This window comes from Glycomyces endophyticus, from assembly GCF_039531525.1.
Classification (GTDB): Bacteria; Actinomycetota; Actinomycetes; order Mycobacteriales; family Micromonosporaceae; genus Glycomyces; species Glycomyces endophyticus.
Genome location: NZ_BAAAQF010000005.1, coordinates 217,066 through 232,143 on the forward strand (window position 1 = coordinate 217,066; position 15,078 = coordinate 232,143).

The 15,078-nt window shown below is 70.7% G+C and carries 12 protein-coding genes and 1 pseudogene; 3 read left to right on the forward strand and 10 right to left on the reverse strand.

Annotated features, from left to right (window positions below; all coding sequences use genetic code 11):
• Positions 1–411 precede the first annotated feature (411 nt).
• From fabF to ABD419_RS07695, 5 genes and pseudogenes are all read right to left on the reverse strand, one after another.
• Positions 412–1,629, reverse strand: coding sequence for a beta-ketoacyl-ACP synthase II (fabF, locus tag ABD419_RS07675; protein ID WP_344484038.1), 1,218 nt, complete (start codon positions 1,627–1,629; stop codon positions 412–414).
• Between the two features lies 1 nt (position 1,630).
• Positions 1,631–1,867 (reverse strand): acyl carrier protein, encoded by a 237-nt coding sequence (locus ABD419_RS07680; protein ID WP_030159099.1) that lies wholly within the window; start codon positions 1,865–1,867, stop codon positions 1,631–1,633.
• Between the two features lie 26 nt (positions 1,868–1,893).
• Positions 1,894–2,847, reverse strand: coding sequence for a beta-ketoacyl-ACP synthase III (locus ABD419_RS07685; RefSeq protein WP_344484040.1), 954 nt, complete (start codon positions 2,845–2,847; stop codon positions 1,894–1,896).
• A gap of 20 nt (positions 2,848–2,867) precedes the next feature.
• Positions 2,868–3,761: pseudogene (locus tag ABD419_RS07690) on the reverse strand (ACP S-malonyltransferase); the annotation flags it as partial.
• Between the two features lie 93 nt (positions 3,762–3,854).
• Entirely contained in the window at positions 3,855–5,024 is a 1,170-nt protein-coding gene (locus ABD419_RS07695; protein ID WP_344484043.1) for a PucR family transcriptional regulator, read from the reverse strand.
• Positions 5,025–5,142: 118 nt separating this feature from the next.
• Between ABD419_RS07695 and trxA the strand changes: the two genes are divergently transcribed.
• Entirely contained in the window at positions 5,143–5,514 is a 372-nt protein-coding gene (gene trxA, locus ABD419_RS07700) for a thioredoxin (protein ID WP_091043352.1), read from the forward strand.
• A gap of 170 nt (positions 5,515–5,684) precedes the next feature.
• Here the strand turns inward: trxA and aceE are convergent, their stop codons facing one another.
• Complete coding sequence (aceE, locus tag ABD419_RS07705; RefSeq protein WP_344484048.1) at positions 5,685–8,417, reverse strand: pyruvate dehydrogenase (acetyl-transferring), homodimeric type; 2,733 nt, start codon at positions 8,415–8,417, stop codon at positions 5,685–5,687.
• Positions 8,418–8,793: 376 nt separating this feature from the next.
• Here aceE and ABD419_RS07710 point away from each other — a divergent pair, with 376 nt between their 5' ends.
• A complete protein-coding gene (locus ABD419_RS07710) occupies positions 8,794–9,210 on the forward strand; it encodes a DUF3052 family protein (RefSeq protein WP_344484050.1) in 417 nt (138 codons plus the stop codon).
• 60 nt (positions 9,211–9,270) lie between these two features.
• Positions 9,271–9,735: a peroxiredoxin gene (locus ABD419_RS07715; protein ID WP_344484053.1), complete on the forward strand. Its 465-nt coding sequence runs from the start codon at positions 9,271–9,273 to the stop codon at positions 9,733–9,735.
• A gap of 60 nt (positions 9,736–9,795) precedes the next feature.
• Here the strand turns inward: ABD419_RS07715 and ABD419_RS07720 are convergent, their stop codons facing one another.
• The 4 genes from ABD419_RS07720 to ABD419_RS07735 form a co-directional block, all read right to left on the reverse strand.
• Complete coding sequence (locus ABD419_RS07720) at positions 9,796–10,734, reverse strand: cation diffusion facilitator family transporter (protein WP_344484056.1); 939 nt, start codon at positions 10,732–10,734, stop codon at positions 9,796–9,798.
• A gap of 56 nt (positions 10,735–10,790) precedes the next feature.
• Positions 10,791–12,332, reverse strand: coding sequence for a peroxidase family protein (locus ABD419_RS07725; protein WP_344484059.1), 1,542 nt, complete (start codon positions 12,330–12,332; stop codon positions 10,791–10,793).
• A gap of 290 nt (positions 12,333–12,622) precedes the next feature.
• Positions 12,623–14,392 (reverse strand): ABC transporter substrate-binding protein, encoded by a 1,770-nt coding sequence (locus ABD419_RS07730; protein ID WP_344484062.1) that lies wholly within the window; start codon positions 14,390–14,392, stop codon positions 12,623–12,625.
• A 113-nt stretch (positions 14,393–14,505) separates the two neighbouring features.
• Positions 14,506–15,051, reverse strand: coding sequence for a TetR/AcrR family transcriptional regulator (locus tag ABD419_RS07735; RefSeq protein ID WP_344484065.1), 546 nt, complete (start codon positions 15,049–15,051; stop codon positions 14,506–14,508).
• Between the last annotated feature and the right edge of the window lie 27 nt (positions 15,052–15,078).

Consider the following 15,078-nt stretch of genomic DNA (forward strand, 5'->3'; position numbering starts at 1 on the left):
AACGGGCTTCCTGGTCTCCTGGACTGGGTTCGGGTGTTCTCACAGTCTAGGAAAAACTCGTCGTCTCCACGGTAGTGCCAGCCCCCGGGCCGCGCTCCCGCCTGCGGTACCGTTTCGCCTCATTCCGAAGAAGGATCACCTTCAGTGGGATGTCGTACTCCGGGAGTATTTTTGCTCCAGGGGACCCTCTCATGCCCGGTTTGTGGTAGGCGCTCCGCGGCTCGCCGAGACACTCCCGATGCACCGGCGAACGACGGCGGGGCCCCGCCGCTGTCGCGACGAGGCCCCGCTGTTCGCTTGTACCGCTTACGCCTTGGTGCTGAACCTCAAGTTCACTACGGCTACGCCTTCGTACTGCGTTTCCGGTTCACTCCGGCTACGCCTTCGTCCTGAACCTCAAGTTCACTCCGGCTACGCCTTCGTGAACAAGAGCGCCGCGTTGTGGCCGCCGAAGCCGAAGGCCGTGTTGAGCGCGGCGTTCAGCTCCACCTTGCGGGCCTCGTTCGCGGCCACGTCCAGGTCCAGGGCCGGGTCGGGGTTCTCGAGGTTGATCGTCGGGGGGATGACCCCGTCGACGATCGCCATGATCGCCGCGATCGACTCCACCGCGCCCGCCCCGCCGAGCAGGTGCCCGGTCATGGACTTGGTCGCGGTGAGCACCACGTGGTCGCCGACGACGCGCTTGATGCCCTTGACCTCCGCCATGTCGCCGACCGGCGTCGACGTGGCGTGGGCGTTGACGTGCCCGATGTCCTTCGGGTCGATGCCGGCCTGCTTGATGGCCGCCGCCATCGCGCGCCCGCCGCCCCGGCACTCCGGGTCGGGCTGGACGATGTCGTAGCCGTCGGAGGTCAGGCCGGAGCCCGCCACGACGGCGTAGATCCTCGCCCCGCGCGCTTCGGCGTGCTCGCGGCGCTCCAGGATCAGGGCGCCGGAGCCCTCGCCCATGACGAACCCGTCGCGGTCGCGGTCCCAGGGCCGGGAGGCGTGCTCGGGGTCGTCGTTGCGGGTGGACATGGCCTTCATCGACGAGAAGCCGGCCATCGGCAGGCCGCCGATGACTGCTTCGGCGCCGCCCGCCACGACCACGTCGGCACGGCCGGCGCGGATCATGTCGGCGGCCCAGGAGATCGCCTCGGCCGAGGTGGCGCACGCGCTGGTGGGGGCGTGCACGCCCGCCTGGGCGCCGAACTCCAGGCCGACCACGGCCGCGGGGCCGTTCGGCATGAGCATGGGCACGGTGAACGGGGAGACCTTGCGGGCGCCGCTCTCCTCCAGGATGTCGTCCTGGGCGAGGAGCGTGAGCGCGCCGCCGATCCCGGAGCCGAAGACGACGCCGAGCCGTTCCTTGTCGAGGTCGTCGTTCAGCCCCGCGTCGTCCCACGCCTGCTGAGCCGCGACCAGCGCGATCTGCTCCGAGCGGTCGAGGCGGCGCAGCCGGACCCGAGGCAGGACCTCGGACGGCTCCACCGCCAGCTCGGCGGCGATCCGGCAGGGCAGCTCCTGGGCCCACCCGTGCGTGAGCTGGTGGACGCCCGACCGTCCGGCCACGAGTGCTTCCCAGGTCGACGCCACGTCCCCGCCGAGGGGAGTGGTCGCGCCGAGCCCGGTCACGACTACCTCAGTCACATTAACCCTTCTCGATGTAGGAGACGGCGTCGCCGACGGTCTTCAGGTTGGCGACCTCGTCGTCGGGGATCTTCACGCCGAACTTCTCTTCGGCGGCCACGACGACCTCGACCATGGCGAGCGAGTCGACGTCAAGGTCGTCGGTGAAGGACTTGCCGTCGGCGACATCGTCGGGGTTGACGCCCGCGACCTCTTCGAGGATGTCCGACAGGCCTTCGCGGATCTCGTCACGAGACAGAGCCATGAGTTATTCCCTTTCGATAGTTACGGGCAGCGGATGACCTGCCCGGCGTAGGTGAGCCCGCCGCCGAATCCGAACAGGAGGATCGGGGCGCCGGAGGCCACCTTGCCACTTTGTACCAACTTCGACAGCGCCAGCGGCACCGACGCCGCCGAGGTGTTGCCGGAGTAGACGATGTCCTCGGCCACGACGCAGTCGTCGCTGAAGTCGAGGCGCTTGGCGATGCCCTGGATGATCCGCAGGTTCGCCTGGTGCGGCACGAAGGCCGCGAGTTCGGAGATCTTGACGTCGGCCCGCTCGGCGACCTTCTCGATGAGCGGCGCGAGCTGGGTGGTGGCCCAGCGGAAGACGGTCTGCCCGGCCTGCTTGATGTAGGGCACGTCCTCCTCGATGCGGATGACGTCGGCCATGGACGGCTCCGAGCCCCACACGACCGGGCTGATCGCCAGGGCGGGGTCGTCGGTGCCCTCGACCACGACCGCGCCCGCGCCGTCGCCGAAGAGGACGCACGAGGTGCGGTCCTCCCAGTCGGTGACCGCGGTGAGCTTCTCGGCGCCGATCACGAGCGCGCGGGTGGCGCTGCCGATACGGATCGCCATGTCGGCCTGGGCGAGCGCGTACTCGAAGCCCGAGCACGCGGTGTTGACGTCCATCGCGGCGGGCGCATCGATGCCGAGGGCCTCGGAGACGCGGCAGGCGGTGTTGGGGCAGACGTCCTTGGCGGAGACCGTCGCGACGATGACCATGTCGATGTCGGTCGGCTGGAGGCCGGCGTTCTCGAGGGCCTGCCTGGCGGCGTGGGTCGCCATGTCGGCGACCTTCTCGTCGTCGGCGGCGATGCGGCGCTCCTTGATGCCGACCCGGGAGACGATCCACTCGTCGTTGGTGTCGACGATCTTGGAGAGGTCCTCGTTGGTGAGGACCCTCTCGGGCTGGTAGTGCCCGACGCTGACGACCCGTGTTCCGTTGACGCTCACTCGGCTCCTTCGTTCCCTGCGAGAGCGGCCGCAGCCGCGAGGTCGTCGGGGGTGTTGACGTTGAGTCGCTCGACGTCCTTGAGCGCCCGCTTGGCCAGCCCGGTGAGCGTGCCCGCGGGCGGCAGCTCGACGACCGCCGTGACCCCCAGTTCTCCAAGCGTACTCATGCAGGCGTCCCACCGGACGGGTGAGGTGACCTGGGCCACCAGTTGCTGCAGGGCGGCGGCGCCGGAGGTCACGGGCCTCCCGTCGCGGTTGGACAGGAGCGTCCGGACCGGGTCGGCGGTGGGGATCTCGGCGGCGAGCGCCTCGAGGGCCTCCTGCGCGGGCGCCATGTGCGGGGTGTGGAACGCCCCGGCGACCTTCAGGGGGATGATGCGGGCCTTCGCGGGCGGATCGCCGGCGAGCTTCTCGATGGCGGCGACGGGGCCGGCGGCGACGATCTGCCCGGCGCCGTTGCGGTTGGCCGGCCAGGCGCCGGCCGACTCGATGGCGGCGAGGACCTCGTCCTCGGCGGCGCCGAGGACGGCGGCCATGGTGGTCGGCTCGATGCTGCACGCGGCGGCCATCTCGCGGCCGCGGACGGCGGCGAGGCGCACGGCGGCCTCGGGGGTGAGGACCCCGGCGAGGGCGAGCGCGGTGAGCTCGCCGACGGAGTGCCCGGCGACGACGCTCGCGGCGCCGACCGGCAGGTAGTCGGCGGCGATGAGGCCGGCGGCGACCAGGAGCGGCTGCGTGTTGGCGGTGTCGGTGATCTCGGCCTGGTCCGCTTCGGTGCCGAGGCGCACGAGGTCGAGTTCGATGAGGTCGGACCAGTCGCGCAGCTTCGCGGCTGCGGCGGGGTCGGCCTCGATCCACGGCGTCAGGAAGCCGGGCTTCTGAGAGCCCTGCCCAGGGGCGAGAATGGCAAGCACACTAGAACTTTCGCATCGACGGCATGGGAAACGGGAGCGGCCGGAGGACTGAAAGCCCCGCCCGTTCTTGTAGGGAATCTACAACACTCGTTGTCAGCTGCGAGGACGCCGGGTCGCCGGGGAGTTCTCCAGGCGGCCTATGGTCAACCCCACACGGAGCACGAAGGCCTCATGCGGATCGGTGGGGGAGAAACCGGTCACCTCCTGGATGCGGCGGAGGCGGTACCGGACCGTGTTCGGGTGGACGTACAGCTCGCGAGCGGTGCCCTCGAGGACGCCGCCGGAGGCGATGAACGCGTCCATGGTCTCCAGCAGCTCGCCGCCGGCGCGGCGCAGCGTCATGAAGACGCCCTCGCGCAGGCCCTGGCGGGCGGCCTCGTCCCCGGCGATGGCGCGCTCGGGGAGCAGCTGCATCGCGGTGACGGGGCGGGGCGCGTCGGGCCAAGCGGGGGCGGCGCGGTGCCCGGCGACCGCGGCGAGCGCGGAGGCGGAGGCGTCGGCGAGCCCGGTCACGGTGGGCCCCACGACGATCGGTCCCTCGCCGAACTGGCCGGTGAGCTTCTCGACGATCTCGACGGGCTCCTTCACCCCGCCGAGGAGGAGCACCAGGCGGGCGCCGTGGACGCCCGCGAGGATGTCGAGGCCGAGCCGGCGGGCGGCCCGCTGCACCGAGTGGAGGACGAGCGTCGCCTCGCCGCCGGGGGTGGCGCCGCAGACGACGGTGATGGTCTGGGTCTCCGACCAGCCGAGCGCGGCGGCGCGGCTGATGAGCTCGTCGGAGTTGTCGCCGCGCAGGAGCGCGTCGACGAGCATCGCCTGGAGGCGGGCGTCCCAGGCGCCGCGGGTCTCGGCGGCGCGGGCGTACACGCGTGCGGCCGCGAACGCGATCTCGCGGCTGAAGCGGAGCACGGACTCCCGCAGCTGGTCGTCCTCGCCGTCGGCGGCGAGCTGGGGGACCTGCTCTTCGACGACGTCGATGACGACCTGGATGAGGGCGACGGTGTGCTGGAGGCTGATGGCGCGCGCGAGCTCGAGGGGCGCGGCTTCGAACACCATGTCGGAGGTGCCGAGGTCGTCGCCGGAGGACCGCAGCCACTCCAGGAATTGACGGACGCCGGCCTGGGCCACCAGGGTCACCATCGAGCGCTGCTCGGCGGGGAGGTCGCGGAACCAGGGGAGGCGTTCGTCCATCCGGGTGAGCGACTGGGTCGTCAGCGCCGACGAGGAGCGTTCGATGTTCTGAATGGTCGTGGCCAGGTCCATGCCCTATAGCCTGCCAGACGTGGCGCGCGCCGCGCACCGACGTCGGTCGGAATACCCGATGCGCCACTACTGTTGCCCGAGAGAGCACGATTTCAGACAAGAACAGAGAGGCGGTCCTATGGCCACCGTTGAACTGACCAAGGACAACTTCGAAGCGACCGTCACCGGCAACGGCATCGTGCTGGTCGACTGGTGGGCCGACTGGTGCGGACCCTGCAAGATGTTCGCGCCGACGTTCGAGTCCGCGAGCGAGCAGCACAGCGACGTCGTCTTCGGGAAGATCGACACCGAGGACCAGCAGGAGCTGTCCGCCGAGGCCGGGATCCAGTCGATCCCGACGCTCATGGCCTTCCGCGACGGCATCCTCCTCTACAGCCAGCCGGGCGCCCTGCCGCCGGCCGCGCTGGAGGAGATCATCGGCAAGGTCAAGGAACTCGACATGGACGCGGTGCGCGCCGAGATCGAGAAGGAGGAGGCCGAAGAGGCCTAGTCCGACCGAGACGCATTGAGGGCGGGCGCGCTGCGGTGCGCCCGCCCTCGTTCGCGTCCGGAGCCCGGGGGCCGGCCGTGGCGACGCGTCCGGCGCCCGTGCGCCGTGCGCGTGAACGCGAAGGGACCGGAGGGCAGTGCCCTCCGGTCCCTTCGTCGCGCGGTGCGGCCTTAGGAGTCGCCGCCCGCCTCGCCGGCCTCGGCGGCCGTCGGGTCGGTGATCGCGTACTTCGCGGCGGCCTGGGCCACCAGCTCCGGCTTGACCTCGCCGCGGGCGGCGAGCTGCTGGAGGGCCGCCACCGTCACGGACTCGGCGTCCACGTTGAAGTGGCGGCGCAGGGCCCCGCGGGTGTCGGAGTGGCCGAAGCCGTCCGTGCCCAGCGAGGTGTACTCGCCCGGCACCCAGCGGCTGACCAGGTCGGGCACGGCCCGCTGGTAGTCGCTGACGGCGACGAACGGGCCCTCGGCGCCCGCGAGCTTGGAGGTCACGTACGGGACCCGCTTCTCGGCCTCGGGGTGGCGCAGGTTGTGCCGCTCGGCCTCGATCGCGTCGCGGTTGAGCTCGGACCAGGAGGTCACCGACCACACGTCGGCGGCCACGCCCCAGTCGGCGGCGAGCAGCTCGGCGGCCTTCGCGGCCCACGACATCGCCGACCCGGAGGTCAGCAGCTGTACTCGCGGACCCTGCACGTCGGAGGACGAGACGCGGTGGATGCCGCGCAGGATGCCCTCGACGTCGACGCCCTCCGGCTCGGCCGGCTGGACGATCGGCTCGTTGTACACCGTGAGGTAGTAGAAGACGTGCTCGCCGTCGGCGTACATGCGCTTCAGGCCGTCCTGCACGATGTGCCCGATCTCGTAGCCGAACGCCGGGTCGTACGAGACGACCGCGGGGTTGGTGTGCGCGATCAGGAGCGAGTGGCCGTCCTCGTGCTGGAGTCCCTCGCCGTTGAGCGTGGTCCGCCCGGCGGTGGCGCCGATGAGGAAGCCGTTCGCGAGCTGGTCGGAGGCCGCCCAGATCGCGTCGGCGGTCCGCTGGAACCCGAACATCGAGTAGAAGATGTAGAACGGGATCATCGGCTCGCCGAGCGTGTCGCCGGCGGTGCCCGCGGCGGTGAACGCGGCGAGCGAGCCCGCCTCGTTGATGCCCACGTGCAGGAGCTGGCCCTGCTCGGACTCCTTGTACGACAGGAACAGGTCGCGGTCCACCGACAGGTACTGCTGCCCGTGCGGCGAGTAGATCTTCGCCGTCGGGAACATCGCGTCCATGCCGAAGGTGCGGGCCTCGTCCGGGATGATCGGGACCCAGCGCTTGCCGGTCTCCTTGTCCCGCATGAGGTCCTTGAGCAGCCGGACCAGCGCCATCGTGGTGGCGGCCTTCTGCTTGCCGGAGCCGCGCTTGGCCGACTTGTAGGCGTCCTCGCCCGGCAGGTTCAGCGGGATCACGGTGTTGCGGCGCGAGGGGATCGACCCGCCGAGGGCGCGGCGGCGCTCCTGCAGGTACTCGTGCTCGGGGGAGTCCTCGGCCGGCTTGATGTACGGCGGCAGGTACGGGTTCCGCTCGAGCTGCTCGTCGGTGACCGGCATGTCGAGGGCGTCGCGGAAGCCCTTGAGGTCGTCGAGCGAGAGCTTCTTCATCTGGTGGGTCGCGTTGCGGCCCTCGAAGGTCGAGCCGAGCTTGTAGCCCTTGACGGTGTGCGCGAGGATCACGGTGGGCTGGCCCTCGTGCTCCATCGCGGCCTTGTACGCGGCGTAGATCTTGCGGTCGTCGTGGCCGCCGCGGCGCAGGTCCCAGATCTGGTCGTCGGACATGTGCTGCGCCATCGCCTTCGTGCGCGTGTCGCGCCCGAAGAAGTGCTCGCGGATGAACGCGCCGGACTCGGCCTTGAACGTCTGGAAGTCGCCGTCGGGGGTGGTGTTCATGAGGTTCACCAGCGCGCCGTCGTGGTCGGCGGCGAGGAGCGGGTCCCACTCGCGGCCCCACATGACCTTGACGACGTTCCAGCCCGCGCCGCGGAAGTACGACTCGAGCTCCTGGACGATCTTGCCGTTGCCGCGCACCGGGCCGTCGAGGCGCTGGAGGTTGCAGTTGACGACGAACGTGAGGTTGTCGAGCTCGGCGCCGGCCGCGAACTGGAGCGCGCCCCGCGACTCGACCTCGTCCATCTCGCCGTCGCCGAGGAACGCCCAGACCTGCTGCTTCTTGGTGTCGCGGATGCCGCGGTCGTCCATGTAGCGGTTGAACAGGGCCTGGTAGATCGCGTTGATCGGGCCCAGGCCCATCGACACGGTCGGGAACTGCCAGTAGTCCGGCATCAGGCGGGGGTGGGGGTAGGAGGGCAGGCCGCCCTGCGGGCGCGACACCTCCTGGCGGAAGCCGTCGAGGTGGTCCTCGGTCAGGCGCCCCTCCACGAAGGACCGGGCGTACATGCCGGGGGAGGCGTGGCCCTGGTAGAAGATCTGGTCCCCGCCGCCCTCGTGGTCGCGGCCGCGGAAGAAGTGGTTGTAGCCCACCTCGTAGAGGTTCGCGGCGGAGGCGTACGTCGAGATGTGGCCGCCCACGCCGATGCCGGGACGCTGCGCGCGGTGCACGGTCATCGCGGCGTTCCAGCGGACGTACGCGCGGATGCGGTGCTCGACGGCCTCGTCGCCGGGGTAGTGGGGTTCGGCCTCGACGGGAATCGTGTTCACGTAGTCGGTGCTCGTGGACGCCGGCACGCCGATCTGGCGCTTCCGTGCGTGCTCGAGCAGCCGCTGCATGACGTAGCGGGCACGGGTGCGCCCGCCGGCGTCGAGGAGGCCGTCGAGGGAGTCCAGCCATTCGCTGGTCTCCCCGGGGTCAGTGTCCGGCACTTGGGTCGGCAATCCGTCACTGATGGGCGGCCGGTTCTGTTCCGTGGTCACGGGCGATCCCTCGTTCTAAGACTGCGGCTTTGCAGGGTTGCTCTCATGGCAGCAGAGTGTCATCGTTCTCTACCATCCTCCCCCGAATCTACCGCGCCCCTCCGCCGCCCACCCGGGTTGATGCGACCGCGCCCACACTCCCCGCGACCTCGAAGGCCGCTCACCTGCGCCCTCGTCCGCGGCCCGCGCGCCCTTGAGATCACGACCACGTGAACACTCCCGCACGTCCGCACGTCGGAGGCGTGCGACCGCTTGCCGAAGGTGCTTCGCGAACGGGCGCGCGAGTCCGCCATATGCCCCACCGAATATGCTCTACTTCATATGCTGTGGACTACAGGGCGGCGCGCCCTGGATGCCGACCTATGGAGGGGACAAGGTGAACGCTCCGAGCAGCCCGGTGGACGTGTCGAGCGTGGTGCAGCGACTCGGGCTCGAAGGAGTCGAGGCGGTCATGGAGATCGGATTCGACACCGACGTTGACGCCGCACTGCGGACGGCCGTGATCGAGGCGGTCGGCGAGCTCCTCGACGAGGACTCCGACGAGATCGTCGGCGCGGTCCTGCTGTGGTGCCGCGTGGAGGACGGCGACCTCGTCGACCTCCTCCTGGACGCCCGGGACCCGCTCGCCGACGACGGCGTGGTGTGGCTCCTGACCCCGAAGGCGGGCAGGCCCGGCCACATCGACCCGGCCGACGTCGCCGACTCCGCCGAGCAGGCGGGCCTGAAGTCGACCAAGACGCTGAACGCCTCCCCCGACTGGGTCGCGTCGCGGATGGTCGTCGCCCGCCGCTAACCTTCAGCGCGACAGACACCCGAGGCCCCCGCCCGCGGGGGCCCAGTGCAAGGAGCGCGCATGCCCATCGAGACCGGTGCCCAGGCCCCCGACTTCACGCTGAAGGACCAGCACAACCAGGAGGTCGCGCTCGCCGACTTCCGCGGCGAGAAGCACGTCCTCCTCGTGTTCTACCCGTTCGCCTTCACCGGCGTGTGCGAGGGCGAGCTGTGCGGCATCCGCGACGACCTGGACGCCTACCAGTCCGACGACGTGCAGGTCCTCAGCGTCTCCGTCGACTCCCCGTTCGCGCACAAGGTGTGGGCCCAGCGCGAGGGCTTCGAGTTCCCGCTGCTGAGCGACTTCTGGCCCCACGGCGCGGTCGCCCAGGCCTACGGCGTCTTCAACGAGGAGAAGGGCATGGCCAACCGCGGCACGTTCGTCATCGACAAGGACGGCGTCGTCCGCTTCGCCGAGATGAACCTCCCCGGCGAGGCCCGCGACCAGACGCAGTGGCGCAAGGCCCTCGCCGACCTCCAGGGCTAGACCGCTTCCCGGGCGCATCGGTGCGAACCGCCGGTGCGCCCGCGGCGTGCCAGGAGGCCGTCAGCGCGTGAGCTCCGCGTCGCCCCACGGGCTCAGGAACACGTAGGTGATCTGCGGGTACCGCTCGCGCAACCGGGCCTCGGCCTCGCGGCTGGCGGCCTCGATGGCGGCGCCGTCGGCGCTGTCGCGGTAGTCGATCCGGGCCGCGACCAGGACCGAGGTGGGTCCGAGCTGGAGGGTCAGGAGCTCCTGAACGGCGTTGATCTCCGCGCCCGTCTCGAGCTCGGCCTTGACGGCGGCGCGGAACCGCGGCGGCAGGCTCCGCCCGATGAGGAGCGACAGGTTGGCGTGCCCGAGCAGCACCGCCACCACCAGGAGCAGCACGCCGATGAGGATCGAGGCGCCGCCGTCGTAGAACGGGTCGCCGGTGACTTCGGTGAGGACCAGGCCGGCCGCCGCGAGCAGGAGACCGATGAGCGCGGCGAGGTCCTCCAGGAACACCGCCTTGAGACTGGTGTCCGGGGTGTGCCGCAGGAAGATCCGGGGCCGCACGTTCCACTCCCGGGACTCGCTCCGGAGCTGCACGATGGTCCGTCCGAACGAGACCGCCTCCAGCACGAACGAGATCGCCAGGACGATGTAGGACACCAGGAAGTCGGCCTCCCCGCCCTCGTGCAGCGAGTGGAAGCCGTGCGTGATGGAGAACAGGCCGCCCGCGACGAACGTGAACGCCGCCGCCAGCGCCGCCCACATGTACGCCGTCGAGCCGTATCCGAAGGGGTGGGCCTCGTCGGGGCGCTTCACGCTGTTGCGCAGCGCGATGTACAGCATGATCTCCGTGACGGTGTCGGCCGCGGAGTGCGCGGCCTCCGAGACCATGGCCGCCGAGCCCGTCAGGACCCCGGCGACGAGTTTCGCGACCGCGATGGCGAGGTTCATCAGGCCCGCCACGAGCACGGTCAGGACGCTCTCCGACTTGACTTCCCCCGCATCGCTCACCCCTGGAGCTTAGGGCCTGGCGCGCCCGGTTCGGCCGCGCCAGGCGATTCGGGGGTCTACTGCCCGCGGGCGGCGGGGTCGACGCCGGCGAAGCGCAGCAGGTCCTGCATGCGGAAGTCGCCGGTGGTGGTGGACGGGAGCGTGGGCCGCCAGGTGGGTGCGGCGGCCAGGTAGGAGCTGGGGTCGAGTTCCAGCAGGCCGAGGAAGACCTCGGCGACGAGCCGGGCGCCGGTGGGGCCGAGGCGGCGCCCGTCGGCGAGCTGCTCGGCCTCGGCGAGCACGTAGAACCACAGCGGGGTCTGGTTCTCGAGCGCGATCCCGTAGGGGGCCATGTCGTCCTGGAGCATGAGCATCTGGTGGCCCATGTTCTGGGCGATGCGCTGCCCGGCGGGGACGCTCCAGGTCATGTGGCGCAGCAGGTTGCGCTGCGCGAGCGAGATCGGGGGCTGACCGCCGGTGATGGCGCCCAGGGGGAGCCGGAACAGGGGGGTGGAGATGACGGTGTCGAGGCGCTTGTTGGGGCGGACCTGGCCGTCGCCGAAGTCGAAGAACGTCTGCCAGCCGACGAAGCGGCGGGGCTTGCGGACGCCGCCGCGCAGGTCGCTGGGGTCGTCCTCGAACGCGGCGGCGGGGTCGAAGATGAACCCGAAGAACGGTCCGCCGTCGTCGCCTTGCAGGTTGAGCCGGTAGGAGGGCCGGATCATGCTGTGCCCCATGCGGTACGCGATCTGGAACTCGATCGGCATGAAGGCCGGGCCCGGTTCGGGCCGGTAGTGGTCGCGGCCGTTGTCGAGGACGTCGTCGACGACGTCCTGGCCGCAGACCAGGGGGAGGAAGGTGTGGACGATGATCCACTGGTAGTGCCAGGTGACGAGGCGGCGGGCCTCGGTGAAGACGTCGCCGCCGTACCCGGTGCCCACGAGGCGGTCGACCACGCGGTTGTGGAAGAGGAGGAACGCCGCGTGGAGTCCGGAGAGGATGGCGTTCTCGTCGTTGCGGGGGTCGCCGATGATCGCGGTGCCGCCGCCCTGCCGGGGGACGTCCTCGAACAGGCCGCCGGACTCGACGCGCAGGTGGCGCCGGTCCGATTCGTACAGTTCGGGGTCGACGCCGGGGCCGCCGCCGTAGACCGTGTCGAGGTCGAGGGCGGGGGTGCGGTCGTTCGGCGAGTCCTCGGGGCGCGTCGGGGTGCCGAGCGGGGAGGTCTGGTCGAACGTCATGTCGTGGTCGAGGAACTGGCCGAGGAACGTGATCCCCGCGGTGTGGTCGGGGTTGTCGGGGTTGCCGGCGCTGAGCGCGGGGTCCAGGATGAGCTGGACCGGTCCGGCGGCGAGGTCGTCGTCGGCGTCCATGATGCCGCCGACGGCGCCGATGGCGAGCATGGCCTGCCGGCAGCGCTCGTCGGCGGGGACGTACGGCGGCAGGTTCGGGAACATGCGACCGAACCGGTTCGCGGGGGTCGGCCGGGGCTGCGCGTCGGCGAGGCCGATCGCCCCGATCCCGGCGGCGGCCGCGGCGGTGGCGCCGACGCCGGCCAGGAAGAGCCTTCTGCTGAGTTGGGCGCGCGCTCGTGCCTGCCGGCGCGCGCGGGTGTGCATTGCTGAGTTCGCAGGCATCATCGCCCACCTTTCGACTGTCTTTCGAGTCGGTCTCAGCGGGCACTGCGATGCGGCCGGTCGGCCCCGGGGGCGACGCTGCCGTCCGGGCGACCTCGATGGCCGGTACTGATAACATATCGATTACCGTGGATTTATTCAATGCATTTTGAAACGGGTTATCCAATCCCCAAGAGACGGTTTGATCCCCTTCATGAACAGGGGGAACGCATACTCTTGAACGAGTGACGGCCGGGTGACGATTCGTCGCACCCGGCCGTCGCTGTCATTTTCTAAGCGCTCTCTTCGAGAAAGCCCCATTCGCCGACGTTCGAGAAGACCCGCATCGTGGTCGCCCAGTTGTCGCGGACGTTGACCACGTCCTCGTCCACCATGACCAGCGCCGGGGTCCACGCGAGCGGGAGCTGCACGGCCTCGTCGAGCGAGATCTGCGCGGCCTGATTGTTCAGCTCGGCGGCGCGGTCGCGGTCCAGGGTGGTCGCGAGCTCGGCGACGATCGCGTCGACCTCGTCGTTCTGGAACCCGGTGTGGTTGCCCTCGCCCCAGTAGTCGGCCGCGGAGGAGGCGAACAGCGGGGTCTCGATCCAGGAGAACTGGATGAGGTCCCAGTCGCCCTCGTCGAGGACCGAGCTGAGCTCGCCGGCCGGGATCGGGTCCACGGTCAGCTCGATGCCGAGCTCGGCCAGGTAGGTGATGACGAGGTCCTGGATGATCGGCGTGAACGCGTTGCCCTCGATGCCGGTGCGGTACCGCAGGACCACCTGCTCTCCGGCCGGGGTCAGCAGCTGCCCGTCCTGCCAGGTGTACCCGGCGCCCTCGAGGATCGCGCGGGCCGCCTCGACGTCGCCGGAGCCGAGCCCGCCGTCGGCGACCTGGTCGGTCCAGTACGGCGAGTCGGGCCGGAACAGCACGTTCTGCATCGTCTCGACGTCCTCGTAGGCCGTGCCGAAGGCCCGCTCGTTCACGTCGCCGGCGTCGATCGCGGTGAAGACGGCTTCGCGGAGCGCCCGGTCGGACAGGAACGGGTTGTTCAGGTTCGCGTCGACGTGGGCCCAGCCGGACTGCGGCGCGACGGTGTACTTCAGGCCCTCCTCGGACGCGAGCTGGTCGAGGATCTCGGGGTCGAAGCTGGAGGGCGCGGCCCCGTCGATGGTGCCCTGCCGCAGCTCGGTCGCCATGGCCTCGGCCCCGTTGATGTACTTGAGCGTCAGGGAGTCGAGGGTGCTCTGCTGCGAGCCGGTCCACTCGGGGTTCGGCACGTACTTCGCGTACTCGCCGAGCACGCCCTCGACCATCTTGAACGGCCCGGCGCTGTAGTCCAGGGGCGGGTGCTCGGAGAAGTCGGCGACCGAGGCGGCCATGACGGCCGGGTCGGTGCGCCAGTCGGCGTGGCCGCGGGCCTCGGCGATGTGCGCGGGATGCGTGATGACGCCCGCGGCGTACCACTCCGCGTCGAGATAGCCGTCCACATAGGTCACGACCACCGTGTTCCCCTCGACCGCCTCGATGGACGCCACGTTCGCGCCGTAGGAGCTGGCGGGGGTGCACTGGGCGCACTGCGCCTCGTCGCCGGAGGTGGCCCGCTGGTGCCATACGAAGTCGTCGACGCCGATGGGCGTGCCGTCGCCCCAGGTCGCCTCCTCCTTGAGGTGGTAGGCCACGGTCAGCGGGGCCTCGGCCAGCAGCTCGGGCGCGCCGGCGTAGATCCCGTCGTTGTAGTGGATCTCGCCGTTCTGGTCGAAGCTGAACACCGTCGGGCGCAGGGGCTGGTTGACGACGGACGTGGCGAGGCTGGAGCCGTAGATGTCGGCCTGGCCCCACGCCTCCCACTTGCCGTCCACGGCCCACACCAGGTCGCCGCCTTCGGCGCGCTCGCCGGAGTTGCAGGTGGTCGGCTCCTCGGCGCAGTCCTCGAACCCGACCCCGGTCGGGTCGGCGTCTTCGCCGCCGCCGCATCCCGCGACCGCCAGGGTGAGGGCGGCCGCGACCGCGGCGAGGGACTTCATCACGGCGCCGCGGGTCGGCGCCTCCGTCTCGGGCATCGCAGTGCCTTTCGCGTGTGTTTGGGGGGATGTGCACTGTGGCACAACCCGAACCGTAACGCCACCTCTCGGCAATGTCAACTAAAGCTATAGGAATACTCGTGTATCTCACATCAATCGAGCGCCGCCAGATGCAGCCGCAGCGCCGCGCCGGTCCGCTCGGCGTCGTCGGTGGCGAGGAGGTCGAGGATCGCGCCGCGCAGGACGGCCAGCACCAGCGTGCGGCGGGCCGGGTCGGCCCCCTCGGGCTCGCAGGCGGCGAGGACGCCGAGCCAGTCGTCCACCGTGGCCTTCGCGAACCCGGCCCAGGACCCGCCGGGCTCCACGAGCGAGCGCCCGTACGCCTCCACCCACAGCCGCAGCAGCGGCCGGTGCTCGGGCGCGGCGGCCCACGCCCACAGCCGCTCTGCCGCGGCCGCGAGCCCCGTGCGCCCCTCCAGGCGGCCCAGGAGCGCCAGCTCGTCGGCGCGGGCGCGGGCCAGCAGCTCCCGGATGAGGCCGTCCTTGCTGCCGAACAGGAACAGCAGCACCCGCGGGCTGGAGCCGATCGCCGCCGCCAGCGGGCGCAGCGAGAGGTCGGCGAGGCCGTGCTCCAGCACGTACCGGTAGGCGGCCTCGAGCAGTTCGGTCCGGCGGGGGCTGGCGCTGTCCTGGGTCACGGGTCTAGCATAAGGGCACTGAAACAC